This is a genomic window from Nocardioides taihuensis (assembly GCF_042657275.1).
GTDB classification, from domain to species: Bacteria; Actinomycetota; Actinomycetes; order Propionibacteriales; family Nocardioidaceae; genus Nocardioides; species Nocardioides taihuensis.
In genome coordinates this window covers 106,169-122,000 of record NZ_JBHSKD010000029.1, presented here as the reverse complement: position 1 = coordinate 122,000, position 15,832 = coordinate 106,169, and the positions used below count along the sequence as shown (strand labels likewise).

Sequence of the window (15,832 nt, the reverse complement as noted above, 5' to 3'; positions counted from 1 at the left end):
CGGCCGCACGGGGTGTGTCCCTGTGGCGGGTCGGGCGGAGACGACCGAGGCGGCGCCACACGCCACTTCCGGCTGTGGCCGCACGTGCGGCCAGACGGGGAGCACTCCTTCTGATCGCCCTGACCCCCGAGCGTTCAGTGCCTCACGGACGGCACTGAGCCACCGAGAGCCGACCTCTGGGGGATGCCTGGCGGGGTCGCGATTGTCTGGGTGCCACAGACCGTGCACGAGCGTGGGCTCCCGAGACCAGGAGCGACGGACCCGTCAGAGCCGGTCGGCGAAGGTGCGCACCGTCCGCCGCGCCTTGAGGTCCGCGCCCCACGTCGAGCGTTCGGCCAGGAAGCGGTTGCAGTGCACGTCGCCCGAGCGCTCGGTGCGGCACCACGCGACACCGGAGTCCGACGGCACGAAGGCGCGGTAGGCGGGCTCGCCCCAGCCGACGGCCCGGTGCGTCGTCGCCGTGCTCCAGCGGTGCCCGTCGAGGACCTGGCAGGTCACGCGCTGGGCGGCGGCCCGACCCGACCGCGCGCACAGCGCGGGTCCCGCGTCGGTGGCCACCCAGGTCTGGTTGGTCGCCTTCGCCGAGCGCACGGGCGCCGACCGGACGTCGTGGGACCAGCGGAGGTGGAAGGCGTCCAGGGTCGTGCAGGCGGCCCGGTCGTTGCCCGACAGGGTGCGGCACCACGAGACGCTCCCGTCCTCACCGGCGACGAACGCCCGGCTCAGCGGTGCGCCGGCCGGAAGCGAACGGGCAGCGGACGCGGCGCGCCAGCCCTGCCAGGTCAGCACCCGGCAGCTCGGCCGGCCCGCGGCGGAGCCGACGCACCACGCGGGGCCGACACCCGTGGTCACCCATGTGGCGGTGGCGGCCCGGCCGGAGCGCACGGGGGCGGACACGTGGTCGGCGGACCAGCGCAGCGAGACCGGGTCCAGCGAGGTGCAGGCGAGTCGCAGGTCGTGCCCGCGCACCGTGCGGCAGTAGGACACCTGCCGGTCACCGGCGACGAAGACGCGGCTCGTCGGGGTGCCCCAACGGGTGCGGTGCTGGCTCCTGACCGTCTGCCAGCCGGCGTCGGTGAGCACCGAGCAGGTCAGGCCGGGGTGGCGCGCGCCGCCGCTGCGACCGCAGCGGGCGGGGCCCGCCGAGGTCGAGACCCAGGTGCGGTCGGTGCGCGCCAGCGACGGTGTCGAGCGCGAGATCCGGTCGTAGCCCCACGACAGGGTGCGGGGGTCGAGGCGGGTGCAGGCCAGCGCGCCGCGGGAGCCGCCGGTGACCCGGCAGTACGACACCGAGCCGTCCGCGGACGGGACGAAGCGGCGCGACTCCGGTGCGCCCCAGCTGTTGCTGCGCGCCAGGTCGCTGCGTCGCCATCCCTTGTCCGTGAGCACGGTGCAGCCCACGGCAGGTCGGGCCGCGGAGCCGGTGCGGCCGCACAGGGCGGGGCCGGCGGCGGTGGAGACCCAGGCGCGGTCGGCGGCCTCGGTGTCCGGGACGGTCCGTACGGTCGCCGCGGACGAGATGTTGTCGGCGGCGTCGAACGCGACCACCTGGTAGCGGTGGGTCTGGCCGGGGGAGACCCGGCGGTCCCAGAACGTGGTGGAGCGGGTGGTGCCCAGCACGACGCCGTCGCGCAGCACGCGGTAGCCGGTCACGCCGAACGCGTCGCTCGACCTGCGCCAGGCCAGGCCGGTGCGGCCGTTGTGGGTGACGGCGTCGAGGCCGGTCGGCCGGGTGGGGGCGACGACGTCGGAGGGCACCACGTCGGCCAGGTGGATGAAGCCGGTGGGCCAGTAGGAGCTGCCCGGGTAGAGGGTCACCAGCCGGAAGCCGTTGTGGCCGTCGTAGTTCATCTCCGAGATCACGATGCTGCCGTCGCTGTTGACGGACTCGACGTAGGCGACGTGGCCGTGCTTGAACCAGGCGACCGCGCCGTCGGCCGGCACCTTGTCCGCCTTGTGGCCGATCGCCCTGGCCGCCTTGTTCCAGTCCGCGGCGTCGCCCCAGTGCAGCCCGGCGTACCAGTTGGTGAAGTCGATGGCGTTGTTGGTGCTCAGCCGGTGCGCGACCCAGGAGGTGCACTGGCCCTGGTAGAAGCCACGGGCGTCCGGGACGCAGCCGCCGTTGCCGAGCGTCGACTCGTCGCAGTCGGGGGCCTCGGGGTAGGGGTAGCCGTACTGGTCGTGCGCCACGTGGGTGCCGGGTGCGCCCAGCACGGGCTGGTCCGCCCCCTTGCCCTTGTCGGCGCGGTCGGGCGCCTGACGGGCAGCGGGGGCGTTCTGCGTGTCCGCGGACGCTCCTCCCGTGACGACGCCCACCCCCACGAGGAGGGTCGCGACCAGAGCCATGACGACTCCGGCGACGGGGGCGCCACCACGAAATGAGCGCGTGGGCGCACGATGCTTGGGGGATACGGCCGGCACGGCAACTCCTCGGGGCGAACTGGACGCCCCACTCGTCCAGGGCGCCAATTGCATGGTGCGGGAGCCGGTGACGTCCGTGTGCCGGATTGAGGAAACTCGTCCGTGATCCTGCGACAGCGGTCATAATCACGCGAGCCGATAGCCTTGGCCCATGACCGCACCTGCCGCCCCGTTCGGGCGCGTGCTGACCGCGATGGCCACCGCCTTCCACGACGACGGCTCGGTGGACCCCGACGGCACGGCCCGCATCGCCGCACACCTGGTGGAGCACGGCAACGACGGTGTCGTGGTCTCCGGGACGACCGGGGAGTCGCCCACCACCACCGTCGAGGAGAGCGGCCGGGTCCTCGCCGCGGTGAAGGACGCGGTGGGTGACCGTGCCAGCGTGGTGGCCGGCGTCGGCACCAACGCGACCGCCCACTCCGTCGAGCTCGCCGAGCAGGCCGCCAAGGTGGGTGCCGACGGTCTCCTGCTGGTGACGCCGTACTACAACAAGCCCAGCCAGGCCGGACTGCTCGCGCACTTCCGGACCGTCGCTGGGGTCAGCGACCTTCCGGTGATGCTGTACGACGTGCCGCCGCGCACCGTCACCGCGATCGCCCTCGACACCTACGCCGCCCTCCGCGACCTGCCGCACGTGGTGGCGGTCAAGAACGCGACCGGCAACCTGCCCGGCACGGCACGTCTCGTCGATCTCGGCTACGCCGTCTACTCGGGCGACGACGCGGCCACGCTGGGCTATCTGGCGTACGGCGGCTGCGGCCTGGTCAGCGTGGTCGGCCACGTCGCCGGCGAGCGCCTGCGGGCCATGATCGAGGCCTTCCTCTCCGGCGACCACACCGAGGCGCTCCGGCTCCACACGAGCCTGCTGCCCGCCTTCGACGCGATGATGGGCGTCCCCAACTACGGTGCGACGACGGCCAAGGCGGCGCTCCAGCTGCTGGGCGTCCTCGACAACCGCAACGTGCGGGGACCGCTGGTCCCCCTCACCGACGACGAGGTGGCCGCGCTGCGCGCCGGCCTCGTCGCCTCGGACCTTCTCGGCGAACAGAGGAACTAGATGTCACACCCCCACCCCGAGCTCTCCGCACCGGCCGACCTGGCCCCCGGGGGCCTCCGGGTCATCCCGCTGGGCGGTCTCGGCGAGATCGGCCGCAACATGACCGTCTTCGAGCACGAGGGTCGGCTGCTCATCGTCGACTGCGGCGTGCTCTTCCCCGAGGACCACCACCCCGGCGTCGACCTGATCCTCCCGGACTTCGCGCCGATCCGTGACCGGCTCGACCAGGTCGAGGCGCTGGTGCTCACCCATGGGCACGAGGACCACATCGGCGCCGCGCCGTACCTGCTCCGCGAGCGCGAGGACATCCCGCTCGTCGGCTCCGAGCTCACCCTCGCCCTGCTCGGCAGCAAGCTGCGCGAGCACCGGCTGCGCGAGACCGTGCACCACGTGGTCAAGGAGGGGGACACGATCTCCTTCGGCCCGTTCGACCTCGAGTTCGTCGCGGTCAACCACTCGATCCCCGACGCGCTGGCGGTCGCGATCCGCACCGGCGCCGGGATGGTGCTGCACACCGGCGACTTCAAGATGGACCAGCTGCCGCTCGACGGCCGGATCACCGACCTGCGCGCCTTCGCCCGCCTCGGCGAGGAGGGGGTCGACCTCTTCCTCACCGACTCGACCAACGCCGAGGTGCCCGGCTTCACCACCTCCGAGCGGTCGATCGGACCGGTGCTCGACCGGGTCTTCCACACCAGCGAGCAGCGGATCATCGTGGCCTGCTTCGCCAGCCACGTGCACCGCGTGCAGCAGGTGCTCGACGCCGCGGTCGCCCACGGCCGCAAGGTCGGGTACGTCGGGCGCTCGATGGTGCGCAACATGGCGATCGCCCGCGAGCTCGGCTACCTCACGGTCCCGCCCGACGTCCTCGTCGACGCCAAGGAGCTCGCCGACCTGCCGCCCGAGCGCCAGGTCCTGGTCTCGACCGGATCGCAGGGCGAGCCGCTGAGCGCCCTGAGCCGGATCGCCCAGCGCAACCACAACTTCGTGCACATCGAGGAGGGCGACACCGTCATCCTCGCCTCGAGCCTGATCCCCGGGAACGAGAACGCCGTCTACCGCGTCATCAACGGCCTGGCCCGCTGGGGCGCGAACGTCGTGCACAAGGGCAACGCCAACGTGCACGTCAGCGGTCACGCCAGCGCCGGTGAGCTCCTCTACTGCTACAACATCGTCAAGCCGCGCAACGTGCTGCCGGTGCACGGCGAGATCCGGCACATGCGTGCCAACGCCGAGCTCGCCCGCCTGACCGGCATCCCGTCCGACAACGTCGTGATGGCCGAGGACGGCATCGTCGTCGACCTCGTCGACGGGGAGGCACGCGTCGCGGGCAAGGTCGACTGCGGCTACGTCTTCGTCGACGGCGCGTCGGTCGGCGACATCACCGAGTCCGACCTCAAGGACCGCCGGATCCTCGGCGAGGAGGGCTTCGTCTCGGTGATCGTCGTGGTCGACTCGGTGAGCGGCAAGGTGGCCGGCGGCCCCGAGATCCACGCCCGCGGGAACACCCTCGACGACGCCGTCTTCGAGGAGATCAAGCAGCCGATCGTGGACGCCGTGAACGCCGCGGTGGCCGAGGGCGTCGACGACAGCTACCAGCTCCAGCAGACCGTGCGTCGCGTGGTCGGCCGCTGGGTCAGCGGGCGGCACCGCGCCCGGCCGATGATCATCCCCATCGTGATCGAGGCCTGACGCCGGCGTGGAGCTGCGTGTCTTCACCGAGCCCCAGCAGGGCGCGACGTACGACGACCTGCTCGCGGTGGCGCTGACGGCCGAGGGGCTCGGCTTCGGCGCGTTCTTCCGCTCCGACCACTACCTCGGGATGGGCACCGAGGGGCTGCCGGGTCCGACCGACGCCTGGGTGACCCTGGCCGGGCTGGCCCGCGACACCACGACCATCCGGCTCGGGACGCTGATGACCAGCGCCACCTTCCGGCTGCCCGGCCCGCTGGCGATCGCGGTGGCGGGCGTCGACCAGATGAGCGGCGGTCGCGTCGAGCTCGGCCTCGGTGCGGGCTGGTTCGAGGACGAGCACACGGCGTACGGCATCCCCTTCCCCGGCACGGGGGAGCGGTTCGACCGGCTCGAGGAGCAGCTCGCGGTCATCACCGGGCTCTGGGCGACGCCCGAGGGCGAGCGCTTCACGCACGAGGGCCCGCACTACCCGGTCACCGACTCGCCGGCACTGCCCCGACCGGTGCAGCGGCCACGCCCACCGGTCATCGTCGGCGGCAGGGGCGCCCGGCGCACGCCCGACCTCGCGGCCCGCTACGCCGACGAGTTCAACCTGCCCTTCGTCGACGAGGCCTTCACCGCGCTCCAGGTCGGCCGCGTGCGCGAGGCGTGCGAGCGCCAGGGGCGCGACCCCGCCACCATGACCTGGTCGAACGCGCTCGTCGTGTGCGTCGGCGCCGACGAGGCCGAGGTCGCGCGGCGGGCGGCGGCGATCGGCCGCGAGCCGGCCGAGCTGCGCGAGAACGGCCTGGCCGGCACGCCCGACGAGGTGGTCGAGAAGATCCGGCGGTTCGCCGCGCTCGGCAGCCAGCGCACCTACCTGCAGGTGCTCGACCTCGCCGACCTCGACCACCTGCGCCTCATCGCCGCCGAGGTCGCGCCGCACGTCTGACCCGACCGGCCGGCAGCGGGCCACGAACGGCAGGAGCCCCGCCCGGTCTCCCGGGCGGGGCTCCTGTGGTGCTGGTTCAGGAACGCGTCACGACTTCGTGCCGAGCTCCTGCTGGCGGGTCGCCACGTTCTTGCAGATCTTCACCGTGACGTCGTCGACGTACCAGCCGTCGTTGCCGCCACAGCCGTCACGACCGAAGTCGAAGCGGATCTTGAACGAGTCGCCCTTGCCGATGTCGAGCTTGCGGAGGTCGATCTGCGACTGACCCCACGAGCCGGTGGTCTTGCCACCATCGGTGCCGGTGAAGCCCCACTCGCCCTCGAGCGGGTTGGTGTTGCCGGCTGCAGCCGACTCCAGGTGGGCGTTGTAGGCGTTGTACTGGAAGGCACCCGGCTTGACCAGCTGGTAACCACCGCCGTTGACGGAGATCTTCACGTTGCCGCCGTCGTAGCCGAGCTCGGTCGCCACGTAGTGGTCGAACGTGAGGCGGCCGTTGTTGGCGTTCTTCTTCGGCATCGTGATCTTCGGGCTGATCAGCGAGTTGCGGCTGGAGATGTCACCCGTGGAGCCGGAGCAGCTGCCGCCCTGGGGGTCGGGGGCGTAGGCCGTGAGCGTGGAGTGGTCGGGGGCGACCCCGCCCTTCCACTTGTAGCCGCGGCCCTTGTTGTAGACGACCTCCTCGGACTGCTTCCACTTGCCGAGACCCGAGTTGAAGGTCTCCTGCCAGACGGTCTTGGCCTTGCTGCCCGCACCGCACGCGCTCGGGGCGCCCTTGGCGAGGAGCGGCTGGAAGTCGCACTGCTCGGTGGGGTCCTTGCGCAGCTCGGTGGCCAGGACGGCCGCCGAGACCGACAGGCAGTCGGCCGTGGTGATCGGCTCGGCGGGCGCGCCCGGGGAGTCCGGCGAGGTCGACAGCTCCTGGATGTCCTCGCCCACGAGGGAGAGGCAGGAGGAGTCGAGCGCGTTGGCCATGTCACCGAAGTCCGAGGTCGGGGTGAGGTACGCGGTCTGCGCACGCCACCAGACCTGGGCCGCCTTGTCGAGGCCGATGCCGTTGACGTCGACACCGTTGTAGGAGCCGCCGTCCACGAGCAGGGCGTAGGCGTGGTTGGTCACGCCGGAGTTGCTGTGCACGCCGCCCTGGTCGTCGGTGCCGCACCTGTACTCGGCGTCCGAGACCTTGCCCGGGTCGCCGTAGCAGGTCGGCGTCCACATGTCGCGGATCGCGCCACCGAAGGCCGGCGACTTCTCACCGATCAGCCAGCGGTACGAGTCGTCCGTGGGGTCGGCCGGCTGGGCCCGCATGGTCACGTTGACGGTGCCCGTGGCGGTCTTGATGGCCGCGCCGTCCTCGGGACGGATCATCACGCCGGGGATGTCAGCGGTGCCGGACATCGAGAACGGCACCTCGTCGGTGTGGTCACCGACGACGATGCCGGTGGCGCCGGCGTCCTCCGCATTGCTGACCTTGTCCTGGAAGGCGCAGAACCCACGGTCGACGTACACGAAGTTGCCGGCGATCGCTCCGGCGTTGGAGAACGCGGAGCAGCCGTTGGTGTTCGTGTCGCCGTCGCCGGTGGCGTCCAGACCGACGACCACGTCGTCGGTGAAGCCGGTCTGGTCGATGACCGGACCCCAGGCAGCCGGGGCCGCGTCGCACACCTTGGCGATCTCGGCCGGGGAGTTGATCTCCAGCTCGACCGGGCCGCGGGTGTACGACGAGCAGGCACCGTCGGCGCGGGCACCGTTGGTCTCGCCGGCGTCGTCACGGGCGTTGATGAGGTCGATCGTCTCGCCCCACACGTCGGAGTAGGACTCGTTGAGCGCACCGGACTGCCACTGGTAGATCAGGCCGGAGGTGTACTCGGTGTAGGCGTGGCCCCACTCGTGGGCGACCACGTCGTCGGAGGTGACGCCGTTGCAGTAGTTGGTCGTCACGCCGTTCCAGTTGGCGTTGGGGCAGGCGATGCGCGGGTCGTTGTTGACCGTCAGCATCGAGGCGCCGTTGCCGTCGTAGGAGTCGCGGCCCCAGGTGTTGTTGTAGAACCAGTAGGAGTCGCCGGCGGTCTCCACCAGGTTGATCTGGTCGTTGTTGAGGTCGCCCGGCAGCGGGTCGCCCTCCTGCCAGACCTGGTTGAAGGAGAGCTGGTTGTTGTTCACGACCGCCTCGTAGAGGTGACGGTCGAGCGCGGTGTCCATCATCGAGTAGCGGTTGACGACCTTGCCGGTCGTCGCGTCGACGATGACGGTGTCGCGCACCGTCTTCTTGTTGGTGACCTCGATCTGGTGGGCCAGGATCGCGGCACCGGCCTCGCCCTTGACCGCACCCATGCGGTAGACGACGAGCTGGTTGACGGTGGCCTCGAGGCCGCTCATGTCCTTCACGCCCTCGGCGGGGTGCGCCTTGACGAAGGCGATCGCGCGCTGCGCGGCCTCGGTGGCCGAGTGCTGCGGCGTCGTGCTGAGCGTCAGCCCGGGCGCGGCGTAGCCGTTGACCGAGGTCAGGTCGCCCTGACGGTCGACGTTCGCCTTGAGCATCGCGCCGAAGACCGGGACGCCGCGGTAGGACTGGGTGTAGGTCACGGTCCAGCCGTAGGGCGTCGACAGGGTCTTGCCCTGGACGAGCTCGTCGGGCCGCGCACCGAACGCCGGGGCGTACTTGTCGAGGTAGCTGGTGGCCTTGGCGGCCGCCTGGGCGCTGGACTCAGCCTGCACGCCCGGCATCAGGTCGCCGTCCTTGCCGGCACGGATGAAGCCGACCTTGCCCGTGGCGGACGAGGTCGACAGCGCAACCGAGCCTTGCGCCGTGTCTCGCATCTGCTGAACCAGGCTGCCGCCGGCGGCGGTGGTGCCGGCGGCAGAGGCCTGGATCCCCGGGACGGCCGCGAGGCCTGCCCCCAGGAGTGCCAGACACACTCCTTGCTTGAGGTATCTCACTGTGTTCATACCCTCCGAATAGGTGTTCACCCGTGGTCCGTGTGGTCCGGGCCACAAGAGCGCACCCTAGGTTGGCGGGGGGACCGGGTCCAGAGCGACAGGTCGGAAAGTGCCGAAATGTTTCCGGCTCTCCCGGATATCGACCGGACGAGTGACGCCGGGAGCGGCGGCGGGCGGAAGACGGGTCCCCTGGCCCCGACACGCACCAGTGTGATCCGTGTGACTGGTGTGGCGTTGCCGTAGGTTGATGACATGGCGACCCGTACGTCTTCCCCGCCGGGGTCGCGGAGCAAGAGCACGTCCACAGGGTCCGGCCGGTCGAGCACCAGCCGGACTCGTGGTTCGACCTCGACCTCCCGATCCCGGAGTACCAGCCGCAGCAGCTCGGCCCGGTCGAAGTCGACCCGGTCGAGCTCGGCGCGCCCGGCGCCGCGCGCCGTGCGGTCCGGCCCCGGGCCGGTGCTCCGCTTCTTCCGCGCCGTGTGGGGTGGGCTGCGGGCGGTCTGGATGGGGATCGCGAGTGCGCTGGGTGCCACGGCGCGCAGCATCGGCCGCACCGCCCGCGAGCTCGAGCCCGAGCACCGTCGCGACGGTGTCGGCCTGGTGCTGGTCGCCCTCGCCATGGTCAGTGCCGCCGCCGTCTGGTGGCAGCTGCCGGGCACCGTGATGGAGCTGGTGCGCACGATCGTGGCCGGGTCGGTCGGCAAGGTCGGCTGGCTGGTGCCGCTGATCCTGGTCCTCATCGGCTGGCGCAACATGCGCGACCCCGAGCGCAACGGCCCCGCGGGTCGCCAGGTCGTCGGCTGGGCGGCGCTCGCCTTCGGCGTGCTCGGCATCGTGCAGATCGCCAACGGCAACCCCCAGCCCGAGCTCGGCGACTCCTCCTCGCTCGAGAGCGCCGGGGGAGCGGTCGGCTACGTCGTCGCCAGCCTGCTGCTCGACCTGCTGCGCACCCCGTTCGTCGTGGTGCCGGTGCTGGTGCTGCTGTCGGTCTTCGGGATCCTCGTGATCACCGCGACGCCGGTGTACCAGGTGCCGGCCCGGCTCCGGGCGACCCGCGACCGGCTGCTCGGCCGCACCCCTGTTGACCCCGCCGCCGATCCGCGCTCGCGTCCTGACTTCGACGTGCAGGGCGACCCGGCGTACGACAGCCCGGTGCTCGAGGACCGCGAGGTCAAGCGCCGCCGCCGGGCCCAGAAGCTCGACGCCGAGGCCGACACCGAGCTCACCCCGGTGGTCACCGACGCGCTGCTCGAGCCGACCCCCGAGTCCCCGACCGAGCTCGAGCCGCCGCCGCACACCCCGCTGCCCGCGCGGGTGGAGCAGCTCGCGCTGTCGGGCGACATCGCCTACGCCCTGCCGACCAGCGACGTGCTCAAGCCGGGCTCGCCGCACAAGCCGCGCTCCAAGGCGAGCGACGACGTCGTCGGGCGGCTCACCCAGGTGATGGAGGAGTTCGGCATCGACGCCCAGGTCACCGGCTACACCCGGGGCCCGACCGTCACCCGCTACGAGGTCGAGCTCGGCGCGGCGGTCAAGGTCGAGAAGGTCACGGCGCTGTCGCGCAACATCGCCTACGCCGTGGCCTCCGCCGACGTGCGGATCCTCAGCCCGATCCCCGGCAAGTCCGCGATCGGCATCGAGATCCCCAACGTCGACAAGGAGATCGTCTCGCTGGGCGACGTCCTGCGCTCGCAGACGGCCCGCAACGACCACCACCCGATGGTCACGGGGCTCGGCAAGGACGTCGAGGGCGGCTTCGTGGTCGCCAACCTCGCGAAGATGCCGCACCTGCTGGTCGCCGGCGCCACGGGCTCCGGCAAGTCGTCCTTCATCAACTCGATGATCACCTCGGTGCTGATGCGGGCCACGCCCGACGAGGTGCGGATGATCATGGTCGACCCCAAGCGGGTCGAGCTCAACGCCTACGAGGGCGTGCCGCACCTCATCACCCCCATCATCACCAACCCCAAGAAGGCCGCCGAGGCCCTGCAGTGGGTGGTCCGCGAGATGGACCTGCGCTACGACGACCTGGCCAACTTCGGGTTCCGGCACATCGACGACTTCAACCGCGCGGTGCGCGCCGGCAAGGTCGACCTGCCGCCGGGCTCGGAGCGTGACCTCGCGCCGTACCCCTACCTGCTGGTGATCGTCGACGAGCTCGCCGACCTGATGATGGTGGCGCCGCGCGACGTCGAGGACGCCATCGTCCGCATCACCCAGCTCGCCCGCGCCGCCGGCATCCACCTGGTGCTGGCGACGCAGCGGCCGTCGGTCGACGTCGTCACCGGCCTGATCAAGGCGAACGTGCCGTCGCGGCTGGCGTTCGCCACGTCGTCGCTGGCCGACAGCCGGGTGATCCTCGACCAGCCGGGCGCCGAGAAGCTGGTGGGCCAGGGCGACGGGCTGTTCCTGCCCATGGGCGCCTCCAAGCCGGTGCGCGTGCAGGGCTCGTGGGTCACCGAGCAGGAGATCCACCAGGTCGTCAAGCACTGCACCGGCCAGCTGGCCCCGTCCTACCGCGAGGACGTCACGGCGCCGGCGCAGAGCAGGCGCGAGCTCGACGACGACATCGGCGACGACCTCGACCTCGTGATCCAGGCGATCGAGCTGGTGGTCTCCACCCAGTTCGGGTCGACCTCGATGCTGCAGCGCAAGCTGCGGGTCGGCTTCGCCAAGGCCGGCCGGCTGATGGACATCCTCGAGAGCCGCGGCGTCGTGGGGCCCAGCGAGGGCTCCAAGGCGCGTGACGTGCTCGTGAAACCGGACGAGATCGACGGCGTGATCGCCACCGTGCAGGGGGAGGCCTGATGACCAACGTGAGCACCGTCCACGTCGACCACCACGACGACGGCCGGCACGACGACCACGACGACCACCACGCGCCGCCCGCGCCCCTGGGTCTGGCGCCCGAGCCCGTCGAGGTGCGCCGCAACGGTGGCCTGGCCGCGCTCGTCGGCGCCGTCGCCTCCGCCGTGGCGATCGCCTGGCTGGCGCGCGCCACCAGCAGCGGCTCCGTCGTCGACTGGCTGGTCGCGCTGGTCATGGGCGTCATCGGTGTCGTCCATCTCGCTGCACTCGTCGACGCCCGCACGCCCCTGCTCGTCGCCGACGCGCAGGGCGTCCGGATCCGGCTCGGCCGGAGCTGGAGCGGGCTGCCGTGGGGGGCGCTCTCCCAGGTCGAGCACCGCCCACGCCGCAGCCCGCTCCACGACGGTCGCCTCGTGCTGGCCGTGCGCAACCCCGAGCGCCTCATCGAGGAGCTCGACCCGCGCGGTCGCCGGCAGGCCCGCCTCTCCCGACGGCTGTACGGCGCGCCCCTCGCCGTCCCGCTGGCGCTCTCGACCCGGGTGACCGGCGACCACGGCGACCTGACCGCGGCGCTGACCACGCTGGCCGGCGAGCAGTCGCGCGTGGTGGAGACCGAGACCGCGCCGGTCCGTCGCCCCGACCCGCGCCCGGCCCTGGCCCGCACCATCGCGGCCGTCTCCGCCGCCGGTGCCCGGCTGCCGCGCAGGCGTCCCGCCGACGACGTGCTGCCCGCCGAGCAGGTCGAGGACTCCCCGGCCGCCGAGCCCGCGGACCAGGCCGACGAGCAGCCGACCGTGGTCGCCTCGGCCACGCCCAGCCCACTGCGTCAACCGGTGGTGGCCCTGCGTGCCGAGGTCACCTCGACGCGCGCCGAGGACGACGGCGTGGACGACGACGCCACGCGGTCCGGAGACGCCGGTGGCCGCGAGCTGCGCCGCCCCGGCAGCGTCAACCTCGTCGAGGACACCGTGCTGTGGAGCGACCGGGTCAGCCCGATCGCGCGCCCCGGCCACGCGGTCGAGCCGCTGCTCATCGACGACCTCGACGTCGAGCCCGCCGAGGACCCCGTCATCGGCCCGCAGTTCCTGGCGGCCCGGACCCGCCTCGGCCTCACCGTCGACCAGCTCGCCGAGCGCACCCGCATCCGTCCGCACGTGATCGAGTCGATCGAGGTCGACGACTTCGCTCCGTGCGGCGGCGACTTCTACGCCCGCGGGCACATCCGCACCCTGGGGCGGGTGCTGGGCGTCGACGTCGCTCCGCTCCTCACGGCGTACGACGAGCGCTACGCCGACGCGCCGATCAACCCGCGCCGCGTGTTCGAGGCCGAGCTGGCCTCGGGCGCCGGCTCGATCCGCGGCACCCGCGGCGGCCCGAACTGGTCGGTGCTCGTGGCCGCGGTGATGGCGCTGGTGCTGGCCTGGTCGATCGCCCGCCTGGTGATGGACAGCCCCGTCGACCTCCAGGGCAACGCCCCGGTGCTCAACGGCTCCGCCGGCGTCGACAACGGCGGCGTCCGGCTGGCCGACCCGGTGCCGGTGCAGCTGCACGCGGCAGGCGGGGGAGCCCACGTGGTGGTGCGTGACGGCGCGAACGAGGTCGTCTTCACGGGGAACCTGGCGTTCGGCGAGACCAAGACGATGCGGATCGCCCCGCCGGTGCGGATCCAGTCCTCCGACGGCTCGCTGGAGGTGACGGTCGCCGGCCAGCAGGAGGGCGCGATCGGCAGCACCGGGCAGCCGGCCCAGGACACCTTCGTCCCCGAATGAGGCGCCGGGGCGTCCGGCCACTAGGCTCGTGAGGTCATGTCGACGCCTGCGACCAGCCCTGCCCCCAGCCCCGACCCGGCTCCCGGGACCCCGCTCTCGGTGGCAGTCCTGACCCTCGGCTGCGCCCGCAACGAGGTCGACTCCGAGGAGCTGGCCGGCCGCCTCGAGGCGGGCGGCTTCCGCCTCGTGGACGACGCCAGCGAGGCCGACACGGTCCTGGTCAACACCTGCGGCTTCGTCGAGCAGGCCAAGAAGGACTCCATCGACACCATCCTCGGCGCCAGCGACCTCAAGGTCACCGGCCGCGCGCAGGCCGTCGTGGCGGTCGGCTGCCTGGCCGAGCGGTACGGCGCGGAGCTGGCCAGCGAGCTGCCCGAGGCCGACGCGGTGCTCGGCTTCGACGACTACGACGACATCGACGCGCGGCTGCGCGCGATCGTGGCGGGGGAGCGACCGGCGGCCCACGTGCCGCGCGACCGCCGCGCCCTGCTGCCGATCTCCCCGGTGGAGCGCAGCGCCTCCGCGCCCGCCGCGGCCCCGCGCCGCCGGCTCGACACCGGTCCCACCGCGCCGCTCAAGCTGGCCAGCGGGTGCGACCGCCGGTGCTCCTTCTGCGCGATCCCGCGCTTCCGCGGCTCGTTCGTGAGCCGCCGTCCCACCGACCTGCTCGACGAGGCCCGCTGGCTGGCCGGCCAGGGCGTGCGCGAGCTGTTCCTGGTCAGCGAGAACTCCACGTCCTACGGCAAGGACCTCGGCGACCTGCGCCTCCTCGAGACGATGCTCCCCGAGCTCGCCGCCATCGAGGGCGTCGCGCGGGTGCGCGTCTCGTACCTCCAGCCCGCGGAGACCCGGCCCGGGCTGGTCGAGGCGATCGCGGGCACGCCGGGCGTGGCGCCGTACTTCGACCTGTCCTTCCAGCACGCCAGCCCCACGGTGCTGCGCCGGATGCGCCGCTTCGGTGACCCCGACGCGTTCCTCGGCCTCCTCGAGCAGGTGCGCGCCCTCGCCCCGGCGGCCGGCGTACGGTCCAACGTGATCGTCGGCTTCCCCGGCGAGACCGAGGACGACCTCGCCGTGCTCTGCGACTTCCTGGTCGCCGCGCGCATGGACGTCACCGGCGTCTTCGGCTACTCCGACGAGGACGGCACCGAGGCGGCCGACTTCACCGACAAGCTCGACGTCGACGAGGTGCGGGCCCGGGTCGAGCACGTCACTGCACTCGTCGAGGAGCTCACGGCGCAGCGTGCCGAGGAGCGGGTGGGGGAGCTGGTCGAGGTGCTGGTCGAGACGATCGAGGACGGCGTGCCCGAGGGGCGCACCGCCTTCCAGGGCCCCGAGGTCGACGGCACCACGACCCTCGAGGGTGCTCCCGCCGGTGTGGCGATCGGTGACGTGGTCGTCGCCGAGGTCGTCGACGCCGTCGGTGTCGACCTGGTCGGCCGGCCTCTCGTGGCGCACGCCGCGGGGCACGACGCCGAAGGAGGTCGGGCGTGAGCCAGACCGACGCCACCCCGTCCAACCTCAACCTGCCCAACGCGCTGACGACACTGCGCATCGTGATGGTCCCGTTCTTCGGGTGGGCGCTGCTGCAGGACGGCGGTGACTCGATCACGTGGCGGGTCGTCGCCTTCGTCCTGTTCGTCGGCGCGATGATCACCGACAAGATCGACGGCGACATCGCCCGGTCCCGCAACCTGGTCACCAACTTCGGCAAGATCGCCGACCCGATCGCCGACAAGGCGATCACGGGCATGGCGCTGATCGCCCTGTCGATCGTCGGCGACGTCTGGTGGTGGGTGACCATCCTGATCCTGCTGCGCGAGTGGAGCGTCACCGCCCTGCGGCTGTCGGTGCTCAAGCACGTCGTGATCGCGGCGGCCGACCTCGGCAAGCTGAAGACCACGGTGCAGGCCGGGGCGCTCTCGGTGCTGGTGCTGCCGCTGCCGCACGGCGACCGGTTCTTCTCCGGGCACGACGGCGCGTTCGACCAGTTCGGGACGTTCGGGGCGGTGCTGTTCTACGCCGGCCAGGTGGGGCTGATGGCGGCCCTCGCCCTCACCCTGTGGTCCGGCTGGGAGTTCTTCCGCGACGTGTGGCGCCAGCGCGCCACCATCCGCGGCGCTGGCAACTGATCACAAACCGGGCACCTGAAGTTCATCGGCACACGATCACGTGTGCGCCGCCTCCCGGGTTAGGGTGACGCTGCTT

General features: G+C 72.2%; 9 protein-coding genes. 7 read left to right on the top strand and 2 right to left on the bottom strand.

The window, feature by feature from the left end; translation table 11 throughout:
* Positions 1-264 precede the first annotated feature (264 nt).
* Positions 265-2,346, bottom strand: a complete 2,082-nt coding sequence (locus tag ACFPGP_RS23185) for a CHAP domain-containing protein (protein ID WP_378593900.1) — start codon at positions 2,344-2,346, stop codon at positions 265-267.
* Between the two features lie 226 nt (positions 2,347-2,572).
* On the opposite strand from ACFPGP_RS23185, the gene dapA reads away from it, so the two are divergent.
* The 3 genes from dapA to ACFPGP_RS23170 are packed head-to-tail and all read left to right on the top strand — an operon-like array spanning position 2,573 to position 6,107.
* On the top strand, positions 2,573-3,481 hold the full coding sequence (gene dapA / locus ACFPGP_RS23180) for a 4-hydroxy-tetrahydrodipicolinate synthase (protein WP_378593898.1): 909 nt from the start codon (positions 2,573-2,575) through the stop codon (positions 3,479-3,481).
* Positions 3,482-5,173, top strand: coding sequence for a ribonuclease J (locus ACFPGP_RS23175; protein WP_378593896.1), 1,692 nt, complete (start codon positions 3,482-3,484; stop codon positions 5,171-5,173). It begins immediately after the preceding gene.
* Between the two features lie 7 nt (positions 5,174-5,180).
* A complete protein-coding gene (locus ACFPGP_RS23170) occupies positions 5,181-6,107 on the top strand; it encodes an LLM class F420-dependent oxidoreductase (protein WP_378593894.1) in 927 nt (308 codons plus the stop codon).
* A gap of 87 nt (positions 6,108-6,194) precedes the next feature.
* Here ACFPGP_RS23170 and ACFPGP_RS23165 read toward each other — a convergent pair whose 3' ends face one another.
* Entirely contained in the window at positions 6,195-8,924 is a 2,730-nt protein-coding gene (locus ACFPGP_RS23165; protein ID WP_378593892.1) for a M4 family metallopeptidase, read from the bottom strand.
* Positions 8,925-9,296: 372 nt separating this feature from the next.
* Here ACFPGP_RS23165 and ACFPGP_RS23160 point away from each other — a divergent pair, with 372 nt between their 5' ends.
* Genes ACFPGP_RS23160 through pgsA form a run of 4 tightly spaced genes read left to right on the top strand, consistent with a single transcriptional unit; the run spans position 9,297 to position 15,756 of the window.
* A complete protein-coding gene (locus tag ACFPGP_RS23160) occupies positions 9,297-11,855 on the top strand; it encodes an FtsK/SpoIIIE family DNA translocase (protein ID WP_378593890.1) in 2,559 nt (852 codons plus the stop codon).
* Entirely contained in the window at positions 11,855-13,624 is a 1,770-nt protein-coding gene (locus ACFPGP_RS23155) for a helix-turn-helix domain-containing protein (protein ID WP_378593888.1), read from the top strand. Before ACFPGP_RS23160 ends, ACFPGP_RS23155 begins: the two co-directional genes overlap by 1 nt.
* Before the next feature lie 36 nt (positions 13,625-13,660).
* Positions 13,661-15,118 carry a 30S ribosomal protein S12 methylthiotransferase RimO gene (gene rimO / locus ACFPGP_RS23150; protein ID WP_378593886.1) on the top strand — a complete coding sequence of 486 codons (1,458 nt, stop codon included), beginning with the start codon at positions 13,661-13,663 and terminating at the stop codon, positions 15,116-15,118.
* Entirely contained in the window at positions 15,115-15,756 is a 642-nt protein-coding gene (pgsA, locus tag ACFPGP_RS23145) for a CDP-diacylglycerol--glycerol-3-phosphate 3-phosphatidyltransferase (RefSeq protein ID WP_378593884.1), read from the top strand. The genes rimO and pgsA overlap by 4 nt, the downstream gene beginning before the upstream one ends.
* The last annotated feature ends 76 nt before the right edge of the window (positions 15,757-15,832 follow it).